Genomic DNA, 22,387 nt, shown 5'->3' with positions numbered 1-22,387 from the left:
TCGGATGAATGGCTAGTATTAATTATTACTGTGCAAAGTAGGCATCTAGTTGTTGCTTGCTAATAACAAACACCCCTAATCCGCCTTGTTCAAACTCAATCCATTCAAATGGTGCGCCTGGATACAGTGCATCCATATGTACCATAGAGTTACCTACTTCGACAAATAACAAACCGTTATCTGTTAGATGCTCACTAGCTTGATCTAAAATAGTACGTGTTACATCAAGGCCATCGTGTCCCGATGCTAATCCAAGCTCTGGTTCATGGTGGAATTCACGTGGTAAATCAGCCATATCTTCAGCGTCAACGTACGGTGGATTTGCTACGATTAGGTCGTATTTTTGCCCAGGTACACCACTGAATACGTCAGACTGAATAGGCAGTACGCGGTCACTTAGTTGATAGTCAGTGATATTAATATCAGCCACTTCAAGCGCTTCATAAGATATATCAACCGCATCAACTTGCGCATTTTCGAACGCTTGTGCCAAGGCAATAGCAATACAACCTGAGCCTGTACATAAATCTAAAATACGCCCTACTGACTCTGGTTTTTCTAACCAAGGGGTGAAGCGATTATTAATAAGCTCTGCAAAAGGCGAGCGAGGGATTAATACGCGTTCATCCACATAAAATGGCATGTTAGCAAACCATGCAATGTTGGTAAGGTAAGGTACTGGGGTAAAATCGTTAATGCGCTCGGCAATTAAGCCCGCTAAACGATTTTTTTCAGTACTGGTTAAACGCGCATGCATCAGCTCTTTGGGTGCATCGATAGGCAAACTAAGTGCCGGTAATAACAAACTTACCGCTTCATCCCATGCGTTATCGGTGCCATGACCAAAGAAAATACCGCTACTTGCAAATTGACTAGTTGTCCAACGAAGCCAATCGTGTAAGGTTGAAAGTTCTGCAACAGCTTCATCTAGGGTTGCTTCTTCTATTAGTAATTCACTCATCAGTGTTATCTGCCTGCTACTTTCAAAAAAAATAAACTCAATCGGGGCGCATCATTGGCCCCATGATTACCCTATTGTATACCCAAGCCACCTTTAGGTGCGAGCGCAGTTAGTGTTAAAAGCGATTTAGGTAAGGCTTTGATTGCAAATAATAGTCACTCTATTGTGCAAATCAATAACGCAGTATAAATCGCTTATAAACTAACCTTAATGGCGCTGTACTATGTACCTCAAAGCTGCTTGGGTATCACACCTTTTTACTCGATTTTTACCGCTTTTTTGTTTAAACTGCCGCTATGAAAAAAGATCCCCACTCAAACAGCCTAATTAGTCCTGACGACATTGACTTGTTTCGTCAAAGTATCAGTGGTGCGCGTGTATTTAAACAAGACACTCACCGTTTTAGCAATAAACCTAAAGTGTCACAAGCGAAGCAATTTGCCCAGCAAAAAAAGCAACAACAGTCAGAATTTTTCTTTTCTGATGAATATGTGCCCGATATAGACACGCATGGTACCGTTAATTATGTACAACAGGGTCAGGATCGTTTTTTAGCCAAACAACTTCGTCGAGGGGATTTTATTCCTGATTTAACCCTCGACCTGCATGGCTTAAATAAAGAGATAGCCAAAGATGAACTCGCAGGGCTTATTCATGAGTGCAAAAAAAAGCATTACTATTGCGCTTGTGTTGTACACGGAATTGGCGGCCATATCCTCAGGCATAAAGTACCGCAATATTTAGTGCAACACCCCGATGTAATTGCTATGCACCAAGCTCCGCTTGAGTATGGCGGTAAAGGTGCGGTACTCATATTAATTAACTTACCGCAAAGTGATGAGTTTAGACGCTGAGCACTAGAGCCAATCAATAAGAGCCTTTTTTAGTGCATATATTTTCGATTATATTTCCGCTTATTTTTATTGTGTTATGCGGCTACATAGCAAGCCGAAGTCAGTTTTTAGAACGCATTCATATAACGGGGCTCAGTAAATTTACTTTTTACATTAGTGTACCGAGTTTTTTATTTTTAAATATGGCCCAGGCAGACTTAAAAACCAGCGTGAGTTTAAATGGGTTTTTAAGCTTTTATATTCCCGTTATTTTAATTTATTTTTTTGCGCTCATTATTGACCGCTACACTCTCTCCAAACATCCTCAATATGAACGTCACAGTGTATTTGCCCTTGGCAGTAGTTATTCAAATACCGTATTGGTGGGCTTGCCCATTATTATAGCCGCCATGGGTGAGCAAATGATGGGCATTATTTTTATGATCATTACCTTTCACAGCGCGCTATTGTTTACCCTCACCTTTTTAATTAGTGCAAACAGTGCCAGTCATGTGTTTTCTTGGTCAACATTTGCCAAAAATATGCTACTCAACCCTGTCGTATTGAGTATTAGCATGGGTTTATTGGTAAATTTAGCAGGGATTACTTTATTTGCTGATTTAAGTAATGGCTTAGCGCTTTTAGCTAAACCTGCCATTGCCTGTGCATTATTTGTTTTAGGCGCAAACTTAGCTTTTTATAAAATTAGCGATAACTGGCAAGCGGCAGCTATTGCCAGCCTGTTAAAGCTAGTTATATTGCCCGCCTTAGTATTAGTGTTAGGCTCACATGTATTTGCTATTAATGAGTCGCTGTTAAAAGTACTCGTATTATTGAGCGCATCGCCCTTGGGAGTTAATGCGTACTTAATTGCATGCCAAATAAAACAACATCAAGATACGTTAGCCAGTGCGGTTGTTTTATCGACAGTTTTGAGTGTAGTGAGTTTTAGTATATGGTTAACAATTCTACTGTAGACAAATACCTAAAAGTAGTGGCATTTATCTAACAGAAAGTGGCTTAGCTAAATGCTAATTTACACGCTATGTATCTACACTTGCTGGTGCATTGATGGTGATGTAATCACTTTTGTGGCGAGTTTCATCATAACTAATTTGTGCAACAGCGCCGGTATTAAAAATAGGCATGTGCCCAGCACACAACTGATCAACCAAATAGCTCACCATAGGCATATGGGCAACCACAAGCCAGGTATCGCATTCTGGATGAAGCGCGATTAACGTTTCTAAATAATCTGCAGCAACCTGCGGGTTACCTTCAGGAATAATATCTTGGCAGGTCTCTTCAAATAAAAAGGTATTATTTTTTTTAACACCCTCAGCTGTTTGCTGCGCTCTTACATAAGGACTCACTAATAACCCCGTTGGAGCATGCTTTTTTTGTAACCACAGCCCCATTTTTTCTACCTGCTGATGGCCCAAAGGAGTCAAATTTCTACTGACATCATCAGAGTGCATCGGTATTGCTTCACCATGACGCATTATCAAGATTGTTTTCATAAAAAATCAACCAATTAAAGAATATAAAACAGTAGCCAGTTTGCTCGAATTTCCGCTATATTAATAACTCAAACCTATTTATTTTCTTAAAATAGTTCTTTCATGATGTTCAGGTAAATAGCATTGCATTCCTGAAGTTATCATCTGTTGTTAACAATTATACGTTTAGTTTCAGGAGCATCATTTGAAAATCAGCACTAATGATAACAGAGCTTACCGCACACTAACACTGGACAATGGTCTAAAAGTACTTTTAGTGCACGATCAAGACTCAGCAAAAGCTGCCGCATCCATGGCTGTTAACGCTGGTCACTTTGATGATCCGCTTGATAGACAAGGCCTAGCGCACTTTTTAGAGCATATGTTGTTTTTAGGCACTGACCTTTATCCTGAATCAGGAAGTTTTAATAATTTTGTCTCGCAGTCTGGTGGCAATACCAACGCGTGGACTGGCACAGAGCATACCTGCTATTTCTTTGATATTAATAACCATCATATTGAAACAGCATTAGCGCAATTTAGTCGGTTTTTTATAGCGCCCAGACTAAACCCCGCTGAAACAGAAAAAGAACGTAATGCTATTGAGGCTGAGTTTAAATTAAAAATTAAAGACGATGGCCGTCGAATTTATCAAGTGCATAAAGAAACGGTTAACCCAGAACATCCTTTTGCCAAGTTCTCAGTGGGAAACTTGCAAACATTAGCAGATAGAAAGCGCTGTATTAGTGATGAATTACGTGACTTTTTTAATCAGCATTACCAAGCTCAGTGGATGACGTTAGTGATTTGTGCCAATGAGTCATTAGATACACTTGAGGCATGGGCAACCCAGTATTTCTCCCAGATAAAGGGAGATAAACACCAATTAAAGCCACCTATAGAAGCGCCGCTTTATCGCAGCCAAGACTTGGGTAAGTTGCTTCATATTGAACCACACAAACACGTACAAAAGTTGATTATTAGCTTTGCCATGCCAAACATTGACGATTTTTATCGTCATAAAACGGTCAGCTTTATTGCGCACTTACTAGGTTATGAGGGGCAAGGCTCGTTATATTCTGTGCTTAAAGAGCAAGGTTGGATCAATGCCCTCTCTGCAGGTGGCGGAATTAATGGCAGTAATTTTAAAGACTTTAATATTAGTATGGCGCTGACCGATGAAGGCATTGAATACTACGAAGATATTATTGAGATGGTGTTTGAATACATTTGTTTAATCAATAACAACACCAGCAAATTACCTCGCCTATATCAAGATAAGCAAAAACTATTACAAATCGCATTTGATAACCAAGAAAAGTCTCGCCTAATTGATTGGGTCAGTAATTTAAGTATTAACATGCAACACTACGATGAAGTTAATTACTTACAGGGTGACTATTTAATGGAGGGCTTTAAAGCCAGCGCGCATGAAATGGCTATGCAGTGGTTAACTCCGCACAACATGCGTTTAGTGCTTATTCATCCGGGTGTAGAGCCTGAACACACAGCTGCTTGGTATAACACCCCCTATAAAATTGAAAAATTGTCGCTACATTGGCTCAAAGCACTTGCACAGATTAGCCAGCCACAAAGTGAAATGCTATTGCCCACGGCTAATCCTTATTTAGCTAAAGATGTCATTTTATATCCGGTTGAATCACAGCAACGACATCCAACATTACTGGTAAAAGAAGCAGGCTTTGACTTTTGGTTTAAACAAGACGCCACCTTTAGAGTCGCCAAAGGGCATTTTTATTTAGCCATGGACTCTGACTTTGCAGTAAAAGACGTGAAACATATGGCGCTGACGCGGTTATTCTCAGATTTATTCATGGACAGTGTTGGCGAACAGTTTTACCCAGCGGAACTTGCGGGCTTAAGTTATCACTTAACCTCTCATCAAGGTGGCTTAACGCTTCACACTGCGGGGCTTTCTTCAAGCCAACTCGAATTAGTCGATCAGCTGATTGATGCACTATTTAACGTAAAAATTTGTGCCAAACGCTTTGCAGAATATAAAAAGCAACTGGTAAGGCATTGGCGTAATAGCAATCAAAACAAACCCGTTAGTGAGCTATTTAGTATTTTAGGCGCTAAAATAATGCCGTGGAATCCTCAGCCTGACGAGTTAGCAAACGCACTCAAAGACACCTGTTTCCATCAGTTTAATGAATTTAGACAAGCGTTTTTTAATGCCCTTCATGTTGAGTCTTTTTTACATGGTAATTGGCAGCAAAATGATGCGCTTGAGTTTCAAAAGAAGGTCGCCCAGCACCTTAAAAAATCAGCCGTTATCGACGATTTAAAGCGCCCACTTTATGAAATCACTAAAGTGACCCGCTACGAGCTTGAACTTGCCTGCAGCGATAATGCCATGGTGATTTACTACCAAGCACAAAGCGATGACGTTAATGAAAAAGTGAAAATGATGGCGCTGAATCATTTAATTAATCAAGATTACTTTAATGAACTCAGAACCACGCAACAACTCGGTTATTTAGTAGGGGCAGGATACGCTCCTTTTAATACCCGTGCTGGTATTGCCTTTTATATACAATCACCAAAATTTGAGCCCACCACGTTACTGCACAGGCATAATTTATTTATTAGCCAGTATTTAGCAACAATTAATGAACTAACAGAACAAGACTGGCTGCAACAAAAACATGGATTAACAACCCATATTGCTGAAAAAGACAAAAATTTGCGTTTACGTTCACAACGTTTATGGCTTGCTATAGGTAATGGCGATCATCGGTTTAATATGCAGCAACGCCTGCTGGATTCTTTAAACGCATTAACGCTTGAAGATTTAAAAGCCTACGCCGCTGAAATTTTTAATGCAGATCGCCCAAGATATGAGCTTTTAAGTGCCAAATCTGTCAATCTGTCTGAGAAACTACCACTTTATTCGCATTCTCTTTGACTCTTGCTCGCGCTTGATTTAGATTGTCTTTTGTTAATAAGAAGTAAGACAATGAAAAAAATAAAAATAATAAAATACATTCTATTGTTGGCCACTTTGGCCACAGCCTACTCTGCGAGTGCATTCGAGTCATCGTTTAACTTGAATTTAAATGCGCTAGTCGTTAGCGTGTGCGCAATAATGTCGTTAGTTGTGGTTTACTTGTTAACGGTTGTTCACTCACTCAAGCGTTCACACTCTCAATTACAGCTTTCTGAAAAACGGTTAAAAAGTACCGTAGAAGGCAGTGGTGATACTCTATGGGATTGGAATATCAAAACCGGTAAAGTTATTCGTATCAATGACAAATACGTGATGAATAGTAATAACCTAGTAGAATTTCCACCGAATAAAAGCTTGATCCACCCCCGCGATTTAACCCATGTTGATTACCTACTAAAAAAACACTTTGCCGAAGAAAGTACTTTTTTTGAAGCAACTTATCGTATTAAAGACAGCTTTGGTAAATGGCACTGGGTGCTCGACCGCGGAAAAATCATTGAAAAAGACGCTAACCTAAGCCCACTGCGAATGACTGGCACAGTCAGAGATATCTCGCAGTTAAAATCAACGGAAGATCGACTTAACTTATTTGCAAAATGTGTTGAGTCACTCACTGATGCGCTGGCCATTTATGATAAAGACTTTAGGCTTGTGGATATTAATCCAAGCTTTTTAACTTTGTTTGGCGGCGTACGCGAGCAATACCTAAAGAAAGAGTTTCATTTAGCCGGTTACGACAAAAGCTATATAGAATCTATAAAAAATACCGTTAGAAAGCACGAACATATTCAAGAAGAAGTAAAGCTTCGCAATAGCGATCATGCTCTGCTGCCATTTGAAATCTCAATAGACGAAATTAAAAACGCACAAAATCAAATAACCAATTATGTGGTGGTGTATTCAGATTTAACCGAACGTAAAAAGACCGAATCTGAACTGAATAATTTATCAAACAGAGATCGCACCACCAGCTTACCCAACCGTAATTTGTTTTTTTCTGACTTACAAAAACTTGCAAAGCAGCATTCTCATCATGCATTACTCGTATTTGATTTAGATAACTTTAAAAAGATAAACGACTCATTAGGCCATCAATTAGGTGATAGTTTACTGGCAAAGCTTGCTATGCGTTTAAATAAGCTCACCCGTGAAAATGACGTATTTTATCGCCTTGGCGGCGATGAATTTGCGCTAGTAATGTCAAACACCAACGATATTCTCACTATCACTCGCATGGCTAAACAGTTTTTGGCGGCCATAGCTACACCATTTAAAATGGCAGGCCATGAACTTGCTATCACCTCAAGCGTTGGTATAGTGTTGTTTCCCGAAGATGGTAACACCCCCGAAATACTATTAAAGAACGCCGATACTGCGATGTATCATGCTAAAAAGAAAGGCAATAGCTACCTGTTCTTTAATGACACCATGAACCGCCAAGCAGTAAAACGACTGCAAATAGAAAACCTAATGCGCTTTGGCTTAAAAGAAGATCATTTTGAGGTGTATTACCAGCCTAAAATGAATATTCGTACTGGTAAGCTTGCTGGAATGGAAGCGTTGGTACGTTTTATTACCCCGAAAAAGGGGGTTATTAGCCCAGGGGTATTTATTCCAATTGCCGAAGAAACAGGGCAAATTATTGAAATTGGTGAAGTAGTTTTAAACAAAGCTTGTCGCGATGTAAAACAGTGGTTAGATGCAGGCTTATTTAATGCCCGTGTTGCTGTTAACTTATCAGCAAAACAATTTAGCCTACCCGATCTAACCTCGCGCATAGATGTGATTTTACAAAAAAATGAACTGCCCTCGTACTTTTTAGAGCTTGAGATAACTGAAGGCACCGTAATGGACGATCCACAAGAAGCCATTGCGATTATGCGCTCTTTAAGTGCCCGTGGTATTCACTTAGCAATGGATGACTTTGGTACCGGCTATTCATCACTTGCGTATTTAAAGCAGTTTCCACTCAATACGCTTAAGGTAGATAAAGCCTTTATCGATGATATGAAGACTGAACGTGGCCGCAATATGGTGGACTCTATCGTCACTATTGCGCATAACCTTGATTTGCATGTAGTTGCCGAAGGGGTGGAGCAAGCGTCACAAATAAGCATACTTGAAGAGCTAAACTGTGAAACACTGCAGGGTTATTACTACTCTAAACCACTCTCAAAAGATGAATTTACTGCGTTTTTAAAACAACAACAAAGCCAATCAAAACTCAGTTTAATTAGAGCGACCAGTTAAGCACGCCATAGACACGCATTTACACCTATATTGCGTATCAATGCACGTCGATAATGCATATTAAACAAGCACCAAGCAACAGGACCAAACACGCCACCTAAAAATAACCAGCGTTTAACAGGCATGCCCTTTTTAATGGTTTCTAAATACATAAGCGCTATAAATACACCGCTAAGCAAAATAAATAACACCACTACCTCAACTTGCTCAAAAATAAGGTGCGTATAATAGCGTTAAATTGGCTAAATTTGAAGCAACGCATGCTGCTAATCAGCAATAATGCTTAATCAATTTGAGGGGCAAATCAGACGCAAAAAAGCCGAGCAACTTAAATACTCGGCTAATCATCATAGATTTATAGCGGCTTACTTGTCAGCACGGCCCATAAACTTATGCTCTGCGGTATTAATACGGATGCGATCGCCCGTAGAAATATGCTCTGGCACTTGAATAGTTAAGCCGGTTGATAAACGAGCAGGCTTTGAACGCGCGCTGGCTGAAGCCCCCTTAATTGAAGGGTCGGTTTCCTCAACTACAAGTTCAACACTTGAAGGAAGATCAAGCCCAACTGGCGCACCATCAATCACAATAACATGCACGCCTTGGGTCTCTTCGTTAACAAACTGAATCTCTTCAGCTATGGCGTCTTTAGCCAAGTTGTAAGGCGTGTAGTCTTCATTATCCATAAAGACATACTCATCGCCATCAATGTACGACAGCATGGCTTCACGACGGGTTAAATCAGCAAGGTTAAGCATGTCGCTGTCTTTAAATGTTTCGTCAACTTTGCTACCCGTGACCACATCGTATAAACGCATACGGTATAAACTACCACCGGCACGACCTTGTGGTACAGAACGTACGATATCTTTTACTACTAATACACGGCCATTAAAGTCAATAGCCGTCCCTTTTTTAACATCACTTGCCTTTGGCATGGGTGAATTCCTATTGTTTTTTTGATTGCGAGAAACATACCACGAAACTGATTTTGTTCAACAATAAAGTGATATGATTAGCTTCTTACTTCGTACTGACTTATAAATCTGTAATTTAGACTTAAACTCGTGTTATCTAGTGGCAAAAAGCTGCTATGGTTAAGTTATCGATTATGACCTCAAGGAATGGCTCATGAACCAACAAACTGTACATACCTATTTAATGAACAAGCCGTTAGTTAAACTAACCCAGCCTTTTGCTAAAGATGTTGATGTGTATAAAGTAAATCATAAAATGTTTGCCACTCTTGCACTTAGCAATGAGGGTGAAACCGACGAAAATGGCGAGCCTATTTGGTGGCTAAACTTAAAGTGCGATCCTGATGAGGCGCAATCATTACGAGATATTTTCCCTGCCGTTATTCCTGGTTATCATATGAATAAACGCCTTTGGAATACCGTGATTTTAGATGGCTCAGTACCACAGGGTGAAATTGAGCGTATGATTGATAACTCGTTTAATTTGGTGGTCGACAACATGCCTGATAAAGATAAAAAGGCCATTGAAGCGTTACTGTAAATAAGCGTCCAGACGCAACTTTTACCAATTCGATTGATTAAGTATTATTGTTGATTATCGAACACAAAAAAGCCGCATAATTTGCGGCTTTTTTACGTTAACTTAAAACATTAATCTTTCTGTTCAGTCGTCTCATTTGGAGTGTCAGTTGATTTATCATCACCTTGCGCTATCTCAATTTCAGCTTTTTTAGCGGCTGTAGTGTAAAACTTATCGCCCTTGTCAGCCATTGCAAGTAAAGTATCACAAGGTGTAAAAATAGCGTTGCTGTTAGCCAGAGTAGACATATCAGAGCTTATTTTACCTGCGCCTAATTTATCCATGTAGCTAAACGGGCCACCTAGGAATGGTGGGAAACCAATACCAAAAATAGCACCAATATCACCATCACGCGGGCTGGCAATAATACCGTCATCTAAACAGCGAACGGCCTCATTAAGCATTTGTGAGATACAACGCTTAGCAATTTCGTTTTTATTTAAACGTGGAGCTGGGGTTACACCCAGTAGCTCGTAGACTGACTCATCAACCTTTTTGCCTTTCTTGTCGTATTCATAAAAACCACGACCCGTTTTACGGCCTAAGCGTTTTGAATCAATCATACGTGAGAAAGCATCTGGGCCTTTAAAACGCTCACCGAGTTCTTTTTCAAGAATTGGCGCGATTTTAGAACCAATATCAATACCGACTTCATCAAGCAGTGCCAACGGCCCTACTGGAAAACCAAACTCAACTAAGGCTGCGTCAATTTTTTCAATTGGCTCACCGGCAAGCATTAAGTTTGCCGCCTCATTCAGGTATGGCGCTAAAATACGGTTAACATAAAAACCAGCCATATCTTTTACCACAATTGGCGTTTTACCTTGCTTACGCGCAAAGTTAACTACACGAGCAATCGTTTCTTTTGAGGTGCCTTCGTGAGGAATAATTTCTACCAGTGGCATTTTCTCTACTGGTGAGAAATAATGTAAACCAATTACATTTTCAGGACGCGCTGCTTTAGCTGCAATTTGCGAAATAGGTAATGATGAGGTATTACTGGCAAAAATGGTGTTTGCTTGGCAATGCTGCTCTACATCAGCAACCATACCTTGCTTCAGTTCTAAGTCTTCAAATACTGCTTCTATCACTAAATCTATGTGTTTAAAACCGCTGTAATCGGTAGTGCCGGTTATACGGTTCATCGTTAACTGCATATCGGCTTTAGACATAATACGGCGTTTAAGACGCTTATCTAAAATTTTGTAAGTGTAGTTCATGGCATTACTTATGCCCTGCTCTGCCACATCTTTAATACGGACCGGCAATTTAGCTTTGACCGCACTCACATGGGCAATACCTGCGCCCATTAAGCCACCACCTAACACGGCAGTTTTACTAATCGCGGGAGCATCATCGTTGCGCCATTCTTTTTTCATTTCAGTGGTTGCAAAGAAAATACCGCGAAGTGCTTTAGACTCATCACTCATTACTAACGTAGCAAAGCCTTCGGCTTCGGTTTTATACGCTTTCATTTCATCAAGCTCTACGCTTGCACGAACCGCTTTAATAATCGCAAGCGGCGCTGGGTAGTGACCACCTGTTTTTTTAAGTACGTTTTCATTAGCTTTTTTAAAGATAAAGTTACGACCAAACGGGTTTGATTCTAATAACTTGCTGACCTTATCAAGTTTAGGCTCTTTAGCTTGTGGCTTTTTCTTCGCCGCAAACTCTTTGGCCACTTTTAGCAGTACGCTTTGTGGAACACAATCATCCAATACACCGGCTTTTTTAGCTTGTTTTGGACGAATTTGCTTACCAGTTAGCATCCACTCAAGGGCTTTTTGAATACCCACGATTTTAGTTAAGCGTTGTGTACCACCACCGCCAGGCAATAAACCTAGTTGTACTTCTGGTAAACCAATTTTAGTTAAATCGCTATCTGTACCTACGCGGTAATCACAGGCTAAAGCAAACTCTAAACCACCACCTAAAGCAGGGCCATGTATAGCACTAACCGTGGTATACGGTAGTTTTTTCATATCAAAAAATGCTTGATGGCATAATTCGCTGATAGCTAATGCATCTTCGCGTTTTTCAACACCGTCTAACATTTTTACATCAGCACCGGCAATGAAGTTATCACTTTTGCCACTAATAAATACCATACCCTTAACAGCATGCTCTTTAGCCTGTGCTAATAATGCTTTTAAATCGTCAGCAAAGCTGTCACGCAGGGTATTCATTTTTTCACCCGGCACATCAATGGTTACCACGGCTATTTTGTTATCATCAACCGTTAAATTAAATACTGAATCTGTCATTACGCACTCTCCAATACAAAGGCTGCACCTAAACCACCCGCAGCACAGGCAGTCGTTAACGCTAAACCACCGCCACGACGCTTAAGCTCGTATAAGCTTTGTGTGATTAAACGCGCGCCGGTTGCCGCAAATGGGTGACCATAAGCGAGTGAACCGCCGTTAACGTTAAACTTATCCATGTTAATTTCACCTATGGCTTTATTACGCCCTAAGTGCTCTTGTGCAAATTTATCTGAAGCAAACATTTTCATATTCGCTAAGGTTTGCGATGCAAACGCTTCATGCATTTCTATAAGGTCTAAATCAGCTAACGTAATACCTGCTCTATCAAGCGCGATTGGCGTTGAGTGGGCAGGCCCCATTAGCATGTCTTTTTCTACGCCTATAGCTGAAAACGCAAAACTGCGCACATAACCTAAAATTTCGTAACCCAATGCTTTTGCTTTGCTTTCGCTCATCATTAACACTGCAGCTGCGCCATCGGTTAATGGGGTTGCATTAGCGGCAGTCACAGAGCCGTGCTGACGATCAAATACGGGTTTAAGCTTGGCATAACCTTCAACCGTTGAGTTTTTACGAATATTGTTATCTTCTTCAATAAAGCTTTTATAAGGCGGTAAGTGCGCCGTCATTACTTCATCTTTTAACTTGCCATCTGCCCAAGCTTGAGTTGCTAATGAGTGAGAACGATGTGCTAAAGCATCTTGATCTTCACGGCTAATATTATGGGTTTTAGCCATTTGCTCAGCTGTTTGTCCCATTGATAAACCCGTTGAGTACTCAGCAACCGCTGGCGGCACTGGCAATAAATCTTTTAAACGTAGTTTTGAGAATATTTTTAAACGCTGACCAAGCGTACGTGCTTTGTTTAAATCAACTAAGCTACCCGCTAATTTTTTACTTACACCAATTGGCAATACAGATGATGAATCGGCACCACCGGCAATACCTACGCTCACAGAGCCTGCCATAATTGATTCGGCAACGTTTGCTATCGCTTGAAAACTCGTCGCACAAGCACGCGATACAGAGTACGCATCAACCGATACTGGCATCCCAGTACCCAATACAATTTCACGCGCAATATTTGGCGCTTCTGGCATTTGTACTACTTGCCCAAAAACCAATTGATCGATTTCTGACTTGTCGAAATTTAATCGCTCAAGCATTTCATTAACTACTAGCTTACCCATATCCAATGCTGGTACATGGTGGAACGCAGTCGCTTGCTTAGCAAAAGGAGTACGTAAGCCGCTTACGATGGCAATACGGTCGCCTTTTGGTGTTTTAAGTATGTTTTGCTCAGACATTTATTATTCTCTCCCGCTGACAGGTCAGACCTGTATGTTTTCTCCGATTCTAAACAACCCGTGTGATAAAGCCAATAGATAAAGGTAAATTAATACAAAAGCGCCATTGTAAATCACTACATACATTGTATGAGGGTAATACAATAGGCTTTTTTAGCTGGTTTTACAAAGTTTTATGTTAGGCTAAAAAATCGTTAAAAAATAACGAACTATTTTTAAAAAATCAGTCTAACTCTTGAGTTATCCACTTATAAACCTTATAACTAGCTCAGTATTTGTTACCTAACCAATTTAGGTATTATTTAAGCTGACGAGGACAGTCCACTTATTATGGCAGCTAACGCATTTTCACAATTAAAAACGTATTTAGACACCCAAATTATTGGCCAGCCTGCGCTCACTCAAGCACTATTAATTGCTATACTAGCCGATGGCCATTTATTAGTTGAAGGCCCACCTGGGCTTGCAAAAACACGCGCAGTTAATGCCTTAGCAAGAGGTATTGAAGGCTCGTTTCAGCGTGTTCAGTTTACCCCAGATTTATTACCAGCCGATGTGACCGGCACCGATATTTATCGCCAACAAACCAGTGAGTTTGTATTTGAAAAAGGCCCTTTATTTCATAACCTCATTTTAGCGGACGAAATAAACCGAGCACCGGCAAAAGTACAATCGGCATTATTAGAAGCGATGGCCGAGCGCCAAGTCACGGTAGGCAAAAACACCTATCCACTCAGTGACCTGTTTTTAGTGATGGCAACACAAAACCCGCTTGAGCAAGAAGGTACTTACCCTCTACCAGAAGCGCAATTAGACCGCTTTTTAATGCACTTAAGTATTAATTACCCAGGTGCTGAGCATGAGCTTGATATTTTACGTTTAACCCGTGGTGAAGCACTTAATGATGAAGCCCCAGTGCTTGAGCAAATTTCACAAACCGATTTGTTTGCTGCGCGAAAAGCAATTTTAGGTCTGTATTTGGCCGAGCCATTAGAGCAGTACCTAGTGCAACTGATCATAGCCACTCGAGAAGGTGCAAACTTAGATGAACAACTTGGCCGCTGGATTGAATACGGCGCCAGCCCACGTGCCACGATTGCTTTGGATAAATGTGCCCGCGCTCATGCGTGGTTAAGTGGTCGTGATTTTGTATCACCTGACGATATACAAGCTGTGGTACATAATGTATTGCGCCATCGCATTATTCTAAGTTACGAAGCACAAGCCGATGGTATTACAAAAGATCAGGTTATTAGCCGTATTGTTGAACTAGTCGCAGTACCTTAAGTTATGCAAACACACTTTGATTCTCAGGCATGGCTTAAATTAAGCCATAGCCATGGTGTTAATTTATCGCTTAAAGAGCTGATGTATTATAAAGCAAAAGCGCAACTGCTTGAGCTGGCACCTAAAGTTAGAATAAAAAACACCTTGGCGGGGCAATACCTTGCGCCCCACAAAGGCCGGGGTATGGAATTTGCCGAAGTGCGTCATTATCAAAACGGTGACGATATACGCTCTATTGATTGGCGCGTTACCGCGCGCACAGGCGAAACCCACACTAAACTTTTTCAAGAGGAAAAAGAGCGCCCGGTATTTGTGTTTACTGACTTTTCAAACTCAATGCTATTTGGCTCGCAATTACTGTTAAAATCGGTGCAAGCAGCACATATTAGCGCCTTAGTTGCGTGGTCAGCGTGTCAGCGTGGCGACAGAATTGGCGGTATTGTGTTTAATCAGCACTCGCATTTAGAGCTAAAACCCAGCGCTCGTGAAAAAGCGGTATTAAAACTATGCCATAATTTATGCGACGCCCATCAGCAGGCACTTGAAAATATTGATAAACCCGCCAGCAATAACTTTAGTGATAACCTCAAACGTTTAAATCACTTAGCTAAGCCTGGTAGTTTGGTTTATATCGTGTCTGATTTTAACGCCTTGGATGACGCCAGCTTCAAGCAACTGGAACTTTTGGCGCGTCATTGCGAACTGATTGGGTGTCATATTAGCGACCCCTTTGAACATCAATTACCTGCTTTTAAACAAACGGTAACCGTCAGTGCTAATAATCAGCAATTTGCCCTACCCTTAATGGACAAGAGCTTTAGACAACGATTTGCTAAAAATGCCGAGCACGCATTTAGCGCGCGTATTAATCGTTTAACAAAGTCTGGACTCACCCTATTATCATTTAATGCAGCCACTGCGCTGGAACTGCAATTAGTGAGAAAATAAATCATGCAAACCTCTCCACTTGATGGTCTACACGATATTATTGCTCCCACCCAAGTCGACTGGTGGCCACTCGCTCCTGCTTGGTGGGTTGTTATTGCAATTGCTGTGTGTTTATTGTGTAGCTTAATTGTCATAATTTATAAAAATTATCGCTTTAAAAAGCCAAAACGTGATGCCATTGCATTAGCTAATCAACAACAGTCAGCGCAGCAATTACATGTCATTTTAAAGCGTTTAGTGATCACCTATTACGATCCGCGTTTAGCCGCGCAGTCAACAACGCATTGGTGCAACACATTGAACCAACTTTCAGCGATTGGCTTTAAAGAAGAAGAAATTTTAAGCCTATATAACGCTAATCAAACACAGGCAGCACTTAGTGATAAATTTCGCCAAGCCATTAAACAATTTAAACTAAAGGAGCCGCTGCATGTTTGAATTTAGCTGGCCATGGCTGTTTTTATTACTGCCGCTACCTTTAATATTGTTACTATTAAAACCCGCCGCCAATAATGCCAACACGCGTCTGCGCATTCCAAGTTTTGCATCACATAATTTAAGCAATCAAAGCATAGAGCCAAGTGCGCGTAAATTGAATATTGTCGAGTGGTTGCTGTGGTTATTATTAGTGACCGCATCAGCAAATCCAACGTGGTTAGATGAGCCCATATCGCTACCCAACGAAGGCCGCGATATAATGCTCGCTGTGGATTTGTCAGGGTCAATGACCGAACAAGACATGGCTTACAATGGCCAATATGTTGACCGTTTAACCATGGTCAAAGCAGTGCTAAGTGACTTTATAGAGCAGCGCCAAGGCGACAGACTCGGTCTTATATTGTTTGGTGATACCGCTTTTTTACAAACCCCATTGACGCGTGATGTGAAAACCGTCAGTAAAATGCTCTCTGAGGCGCAAATTGGTTTAGTAGGACGCGCCACGGCGATTGGTGACGCTTTAGGTTTATCGGTAAAACGCTTTGCCAGTAAAAAAGAAAGTAACCGTATTGTGGTGTTGCTTACAGATGGGCAAAACACTGCAGGTAACCTTGACCCAGAAGATGCGCTGTTACTTGCCCGTGAAGAAGGTATAAAAGTGTACACCATTGGAGTCGGTTCAGATAACCCGCGCGGCTTTAGTTTATTTAATATGGGCTCTGGGGGCAGTAACCTAGATGAGGGCTTATTGAAAAAAATTGCTGAGCAAACAGGCGGTCTGTATTTTAGAGCAAAAGATGTCGCTGGCCTGCAACAAATTTACGCTGAGCTTGATAAGCTTGAACCAATTAGTGCCGATGAGCAAACCTTTCGCCCACAAACAGCCTTGTTCTATTATCCGTTATTACTGGCCATTTTACTCATAAGTGCAATGGCATTGATAAAAACGGTGCGCGCAATGAAGGAGCCAAACTAATGGATTTTGAATTTATTCGTCCTGCTATTTTATGGCTGTTACTCCCTGCCTCAGGGTTATTTTTTATCGCCTTATTAAAACATAAAAAAAACCAGTCAGCGCCACTTATTGCGCCGCACTTGGCACCATTTGTAATGAGTGAATCAAACAATAAAGCTCGCCAGCCGCTGTGGCTGGTTGCGTTATTTTGCAATTTAGCAATTATATTTAGTGCAGGGCCAAGCTTTGAAGAGAAGCAAGTACCCGTGTTTCAAAGTAAAAGTGCCCGCGTTATTGTCATGGATATGTCCTACTCTATGTATAGCACCGACATTGCTCCCAATCGATTAATGCAATCACGTTTTAAAGCCCTCGATATGGTTGAGCTATTTAAAGAAGGCGATACCGCGTTAGTGGCTTACGCAGGCACTGCCTATACCATTTCACCACTGACCAACGACGCTAAAACTCTTGCCAACCTTATTCCTAGTTTAAGCCCTGAAATTATGCCAGATAAAGGCTCAAACGTACTCGCTGGCTTAGATATGGCACAAGAGCTACTAAGCCAAGCCGGCTACCTCGATGGCGATATTATTTTGATCACCGATGGTATTGAGCAACAACAGCAAAGCGATGTAAGCCGTTTTACCAACAGTAGTCAATATCGACTTAATATTTACGGCGTAGGCACCGCACAAGGAGCCCCTATAAAGTTACCTGAAGGCGGATTTTTAAAAGATAATTATGGTCAAATTGTGGTGCCAACCCTCAATGCGTCATTACTTGAAGGACTTGCAAAAAATAGCGGTGGGCAGTTTGCCGATTATCAGCCAAGCAATAGCGATATTGCCGTTTTTTCACCGCAAGCAAACAGTGAAGTACTAAAAAGTGAAAAACCAAATTTAGCCTTATGGCGAATTGACGCCGGTATTTATGGTTTGCTTATTTTACTGCCTTTAGCTTTGTATTTATTTAGACGATCTGCATTAGTTAGCGCAGTACTATTACTTAGCTTTTTACCTCAACAAAATGCGCATGCCGCAGAGCTGCCAACCCTGTTTAAAAATACGGATCAACGGGCATTAGAGGCATACAACAACAAAGAGTATCAACAAGCAGCCCAGGCTCGCTCAAGCGCTCTCAAAGGGGCTGCACTGTATCAGCAAGGGCAATTTGATGCTGCCTTGAATGAGTTTAGCCAAGATAAGTCAGCAACCGGTTATTATAACTATGGCAACGCCTTGGCTAAAGCAGGACAATTAGAGGCTGCCATTGACGCGTATAAACAAGCGCAAGTAAAGCAAGATAACTTTAGAGAAGCCGCTGAGAATCAAGCGCTTGTTGAGCAGTTACTGAATCAACAACAACAGCAAGATCAACAAAATCAGCAAGGCAATGATTCGCAAAATCAAGATGAGCAAAGTCAAGAGGATGCAGATAAATCAAAACAAGATCAGCAAAAAAATGGCGAGAAAAACAACGCAGATAAAAGCGAAGAGGACAGCCAAAATAGTGAGCAACAGCAATCAGATCAGTCCTCGCAGCAATCAAAAGATCAGCAAGGCCAATCTGGTGAGCAATCAGACAAACAGAATGAGCCTGACATGCAAGCTCAATCACAAAGCCAACAAAATGAAAATAAAGACGAGAATACACCGCAGCAAGATGAGCCGCAAAATCAACCTAATGAAATGAGTGAGCAACCGCCCTCTGATGAGCAAAAACAGCAGGCACAGCAACAAGCCATGCAGGCACAAGCCGCTGAGCTCACTAATGAAGAAAAAGAAAAAGCACAGCAACTAAATCAGTTATTAAGAAAAGTGCCCGACGATCCCGCTATTTTATTAAGAAACAAAATGCAATTAGAAGCCCAAAAAAGACAATATCAACGTCGTCCAACAGGAGTAGAAAAATCATGGTAATGCGATTATTTTGCTGTTTATTGCTATTAACTGCCATGCCATTAATGGCCGCCACCACTTTGGAGGCAAGCGTTGATAAAAACCCAGTATTAGCGGGTGAATTTTTTATGCTTAATATTAGCATTGATGATTCAATAAAAGGGCAACAACCCGACACCTCAGCATTATTAAAAGATTTTGTAGTCGGCCCTATGAGCTTAAGTAGCCGCACTAACATTATTAATGGCAGTATAAAAAAACAAACCTCTTGGTCTGTTAAACTAATGACCCGCAAGGCGGGTGAATACACCATTCCCAGTTTTAGTGTTGCAGGGCTAAACTCGCAACCAATTAGTTTATCGGTTAAAGAGCGCAGCAGCGACGCAGATAAAAATAACGATATATTTTTAAAAACCTCGCTTTCAAACAACAGCTTATTTGTACAAGAGGCTGGCGTTTACACCATTAAGCTTTACTTAGCCAAAGAGCTTCTTGATGGCAGCTTAACTGCGCCAAGTATGGAAGATGCCCAACTTACCCAACTCGGTAAACAAAGCGAAGATTATGAACTGGTTAACGGTAAACGTTATTTAGTGATCACCCGTAATTATTTAATTCAGCCCCAAAAAAGTGGCGCCTACACTATTGCAGCTCCCGTTTTTCAGGGGCGTATTCAGCAAAACTATCGTCAATTGGAAGTGTCAGCGCTTGGCGATGAGCAGCAAATTGAAATTAAACCTATCCCTGAAAACTATCAAGGAGACTGGTTACCCAGTGAACTGGTGAGCTTAACCGAGCAATGGCAGCCAGAGGATAATACCGTTGAAGCCGGTACGCCGATAACACGTACAATTATGCTCACCGCGCTAGGGGTGACTAAAGAGCAGTTACCCGAAATTGATATGCCTACTATTAATGGTATTCGCAGCTACCCTGATGAAAAAGAAACCAATAATGCGGTACGTGATGGTCGAGTGGTATCACAGCAAAGCGCCTCATTTGCGCTACTGCCACAAACACCTGGCACTTACACATTGCCAGAAATTAGCTTGCCTTGGTATAACACCAAATTAAATCGAATTAGTTATGCGACCTTACCTGAGCGTACTATTACAGTCACACCCAGTACAACAGCGCCAGTGCAAACGCTTAATCCACCAGCTGAAAACAATCTAAATAACACTATGGCAGAGTCAACGGAGCAAGCAGTTAAAGTGCAACAGCAAACTGCCACACCTCTGTGGCTAATTATTGTGGCCGCACTTGGTTATGTTTTATGGATTGCGACGGTGATTTTTTACTTTATTAAACGCCCAGCTAAAGAAGTGCAACAAGCGGCTCAAACAACTAATAAAACAAATCAACAACCATCTTTAAAAGCCCTGCTGGTATTAGCTAAAAGCCATGACGAAAAAGCATTTTACGATGCGCTTAATCAGTATGCGCTAACCCTTACAGGTAAAAAGGTAGGGGCGCTATCCCATTTATGCGCTATGATAAACAACCCAGAGTTCACCGCGCAGGTAAACAATTTACAAGCACAGTTGTACAGTAAGCAAACGGCTAGCGCCAATTTAGACGCTATAGTTAGCAAGTTAAAGGCACATCAATCGCAAACAGCTAAGCCTTCATCACCTGCGTTAAAAGAGCTGTATTCTTGATCTCAATTGTATTTTGCTTTTTTGACCTATAGTAATTTTAACTAAAAAGTGCTTATGTTTGGAAATAAAAAATCGAATGATCGGGTCTTACTAAATATGGCTGAAAAACAACAACGCTACGAAGCCCTGGTTCACGTTTATCATAAGGAACTCTATCGCTTCGCTTACTGGTTATGTAACGATCCGAATATTGCAGATGACTTAGTGCAAGAAACCTTTTTACGTGCTTGGCGCTCGCTTGACTCGTTACTCGATCAAAAAGCAGCTAAGCCATGGTTGCTAACAATTTTAAGACGCGAAAATGCGAGGCGCTTTGAGCGCAAGCAATTTGATTACAGTGATGTAGATAACGACACGCTAGTGGATCAAACCAGTTATTCTTTAGATGATGAAATGGAGCAAACCGTTATTCAACGGCAAATTTCGTTGTTGGCCGATGAATACAAAGAGCCGCTACTATTACAAGTGGTTATGGGCTGCTCTGGGGATGAAATTGCAGACATACTCGATTTAAACAAAAATACGGTTATGACACGTTTATTTCGAGCAAAAAATCAACTTAAAGTGGCACTAAGCCGTGATGATGAACAACTTAAAGGGGCATCAAAATAATGGATGAACTTGAGTTTCGTCGCCGCACGATTGCACAGCCAAACGAGCTAGACAAAGAACTACTGGAATTTGCAAACAGCAGTCCCGATAGACAACAATTTTTAAATGAAAACAAAACATTTGATAAGCAACTCAATGATGCGCTTGATATTCCTGTGCCTGACAACCTTGCTGAACGGATTATTTTAAACACCTCGTTAAAAGAAAAAGCCAGAAAAGATGAGCTTGAACAAAAAAACAACGTTATTGATTCACGCTCACGCTTTAAGTTTGACCGCGTATATTTGGCGTTCGCTGCTTCATTTGTGATTGCGGTAAGTGCGTTTATGTTTAGCACAGAGCAAAACTTGAATCATGCGGCTGGCGAGCATGCATTGGCACATGTTTATCATGAACTTAACGCGTTAAATAAAACTCAACCGATCAGCTTACAAACAGTCAACGAAAAGCTGGCTTTACTTGGCGGTCAACTTAATGATTTACCTGGGAAAGTTACTTATGTTAACTTTTGCGATTTTCAAGGCGAGAAAGGCATCCATTTAGTGTTTGAATCGGACTTTGGCCCTATGACCGTGTTTATTGTCCCTAGTGATAACAAAGTCTTTGAAATTGGCTCGGGTGACTTTAGTGACTCTCGCTACGTAGGCCATATAAGCCGAGGAAAACAAGCTGATACTGTACTAATAGCAAGCCTAGGCTCACCGGTTAATATGTATAATGAACGTATTGCAGGCGCTATTCGCTGGCTGTAATACCAACTTGTATAAATATTTGAACAATTTAACGAATTAAACTCCCTTATATCTAAGCAGATATATATAAGGGGATGGGTATTACAAACAATAAAAAACCGCAACGAGTGTGTAACACCACTCGTTTAAGAACGAGTGGTGTTTTTTCGTTTATATCTAACCGGATATTTTTGTGTCTTTGCCAGCAC

General features: G+C 41.0%; 19 protein-coding genes. 13 read left to right on the top strand and 6 right to left on the bottom strand.

Annotated features, from left to right (window positions below; all coding sequences use genetic code 11):
- Window positions 1–25 precede the first annotated feature (25 nt).
- Window positions 26–961 carry a 50S ribosomal protein L3 N(5)-glutamine methyltransferase gene (gene prmB / locus MTN97_RS10000; protein WP_013464520.1) on the bottom strand — a complete coding sequence of 312 codons (936 nt, stop codon included), beginning with the start codon at window positions 959–961 and terminating at the stop codon, window positions 26–28.
- A 296-nt stretch (window positions 962–1,257) separates the two neighbouring features.
- Between prmB and smrB the strand changes: the two genes are divergently transcribed.
- Together smrB and MTN97_RS09990 are read left to right on the top strand one after the other, a co-directional pair.
- The gene (gene smrB / locus MTN97_RS09995) at window positions 1,258–1,815 is read left to right on the top strand and encodes an endonuclease SmrB (RefSeq protein ID WP_016899440.1); all 558 of its coding nucleotides are present in this window, start codon (window positions 1,258–1,260) and stop codon (window positions 1,813–1,815) included.
- Between the two features lie 32 nt (window positions 1,816–1,847).
- Entirely contained in the window at window positions 1,848–2,771 is a 924-nt protein-coding gene (locus MTN97_RS09990) for an AEC family transporter (protein WP_248474303.1), read from the top strand.
- A gap of 66 nt (window positions 2,772–2,837) precedes the next feature.
- Here MTN97_RS09990 and sixA read toward each other — a convergent pair whose 3' ends face one another.
- Entirely contained in the window at window positions 2,838–3,314 is a 477-nt protein-coding gene (gene sixA, locus MTN97_RS09985; protein ID WP_248474302.1) for a phosphohistidine phosphatase SixA, read from the bottom strand.
- Window positions 3,315–3,498: 184 nt separating this feature from the next.
- Here sixA and MTN97_RS09980 point away from each other — a divergent pair, with 184 nt between their 5' ends.
- On the top strand, window positions 3,499–6,222 hold the full coding sequence (locus tag MTN97_RS09980; RefSeq protein ID WP_248474301.1) for an insulinase family protein: 2,724 nt from the start codon (window positions 3,499–3,501) through the stop codon (window positions 6,220–6,222).
- 51 nt (window positions 6,223–6,273) lie between these two features.
- Complete coding sequence (locus tag MTN97_RS09975) at window positions 6,274–8,514, top strand: EAL domain-containing protein (protein WP_036956874.1); 2,241 nt, start codon at window positions 6,274–6,276, stop codon at window positions 8,512–8,514.
- Here the strand turns inward: MTN97_RS09975 and MTN97_RS09970 are convergent.
- Window positions 8,511–8,705: a hypothetical protein gene (locus tag MTN97_RS09970; RefSeq protein ID WP_024602809.1), complete on the bottom strand. Its 195-nt coding sequence runs from the start codon at window positions 8,703–8,705 to the stop codon at window positions 8,511–8,513. The genes MTN97_RS09975 and MTN97_RS09970 overlap by 4 nt on opposite strands.
- Before the next feature lie 174 nt (window positions 8,706–8,879).
- Window positions 8,880–9,452 carry an elongation factor P-like protein YeiP gene (gene yeiP, locus MTN97_RS09965; protein WP_024602810.1) on the bottom strand — a complete coding sequence of 191 codons (573 nt, stop codon included), beginning with the start codon at window positions 9,450–9,452 and terminating at the stop codon, window positions 8,880–8,882.
- Between the two features lie 193 nt (window positions 9,453–9,645).
- On the opposite strand from yeiP, the gene MTN97_RS09960 reads away from it, so the two are divergent.
- Window positions 9,646–10,032: an MmcQ/YjbR family DNA-binding protein gene (locus MTN97_RS09960; RefSeq protein WP_013464512.1), complete on the top strand. Its 387-nt coding sequence runs from the start codon at window positions 9,646–9,648 to the stop codon at window positions 10,030–10,032.
- Between the two features lie 110 nt (window positions 10,033–10,142).
- Here the strand turns inward: MTN97_RS09960 and fadJ are convergent, their stop codons facing one another.
- Together fadJ and fadI are read right to left on the bottom strand one after the other, a co-directional pair.
- Window positions 10,143–12,335, bottom strand: a complete 2,193-nt coding sequence (gene fadJ, locus MTN97_RS09955; protein ID WP_248474300.1) for a fatty acid oxidation complex subunit alpha FadJ — start codon at window positions 12,333–12,335, stop codon at window positions 10,143–10,145.
- Window positions 12,335–13,645 (bottom strand): acetyl-CoA C-acyltransferase FadI, encoded by a 1,311-nt coding sequence (gene fadI / locus MTN97_RS09950; RefSeq protein ID WP_013464510.1) that lies wholly within the window; start codon window positions 13,643–13,645, stop codon window positions 12,335–12,337. Before fadI ends, fadJ begins: the two co-directional genes overlap by 1 nt.
- 330 nt (window positions 13,646–13,975) lie before the next feature.
- Between fadI and MTN97_RS09945 the strand changes: the two genes are divergently transcribed.
- Genes MTN97_RS09945 through MTN97_RS09910 form a run of 8 tightly spaced genes read left to right on the top strand, consistent with a single transcriptional unit; the run spans window position 13,976 to window position 22,199 of the window.
- Window positions 13,976–14,932 (top strand): MoxR family ATPase, encoded by a 957-nt coding sequence (locus tag MTN97_RS09945; RefSeq protein WP_248474299.1) that lies wholly within the window; start codon window positions 13,976–13,978, stop codon window positions 14,930–14,932.
- A gap of 3 nt (window positions 14,933–14,935) precedes the next feature.
- Window positions 14,936–15,880 (top strand): DUF58 domain-containing protein, encoded by a 945-nt coding sequence (locus MTN97_RS09940; RefSeq protein WP_036983209.1) that lies wholly within the window; start codon window positions 14,936–14,938, stop codon window positions 15,878–15,880.
- Between the two features lie 3 nt (window positions 15,881–15,883).
- The gene (locus MTN97_RS09935; RefSeq protein WP_036983210.1) at window positions 15,884–16,318 is read left to right on the top strand and encodes a DUF4381 domain-containing protein; all 435 of its coding nucleotides are present in this window, start codon (window positions 15,884–15,886) and stop codon (window positions 16,316–16,318) included.
- Complete coding sequence (locus MTN97_RS09930) at window positions 16,311–17,294, top strand: VWA domain-containing protein (protein ID WP_138627069.1); 984 nt, start codon at window positions 16,311–16,313, stop codon at window positions 17,292–17,294. Before MTN97_RS09935 ends, MTN97_RS09930 begins: the two co-directional genes overlap by 8 nt.
- Window positions 17,294–19,195, top strand: a complete 1,902-nt coding sequence (locus MTN97_RS09925) for a VWA domain-containing protein (RefSeq protein ID WP_248474298.1) — start codon at window positions 17,294–17,296, stop codon at window positions 19,193–19,195. Before MTN97_RS09930 ends, MTN97_RS09925 begins: the two co-directional genes overlap by 1 nt.
- Window positions 19,189–20,835 (top strand): BatD family protein, encoded by a 1,647-nt coding sequence (locus MTN97_RS09920; protein WP_248474297.1) that lies wholly within the window; start codon window positions 19,189–19,191, stop codon window positions 20,833–20,835. Before MTN97_RS09925 ends, MTN97_RS09920 begins: the two co-directional genes overlap by 7 nt.
- 54 nt (window positions 20,836–20,889) lie before the next feature.
- Entirely contained in the window at window positions 20,890–21,447 is a 558-nt protein-coding gene (locus tag MTN97_RS09915) for a sigma-70 family RNA polymerase sigma factor (protein ID WP_282447359.1), read from the top strand.
- A complete protein-coding gene (locus MTN97_RS09910) occupies window positions 21,447–22,199 on the top strand; it encodes a DUF3379 family protein (RefSeq protein WP_248474295.1) in 753 nt (250 codons plus the stop codon). Before MTN97_RS09915 ends, MTN97_RS09910 begins: the two co-directional genes overlap by 1 nt.
- The last annotated feature ends 188 nt before the right edge of the window (window positions 22,200–22,387 follow it).

The organism is Pseudoalteromonas sp. 2CM36K, from assembly GCF_023161865.1.
In the GTDB taxonomy this organism is placed as follows: domain Bacteria; phylum Pseudomonadota; class Gammaproteobacteria; order Enterobacterales; family Alteromonadaceae; genus Pseudoalteromonas; species Pseudoalteromonas tetraodonis.
This window is presented reverse-complemented; position numbering and strand designations above follow the sequence as displayed.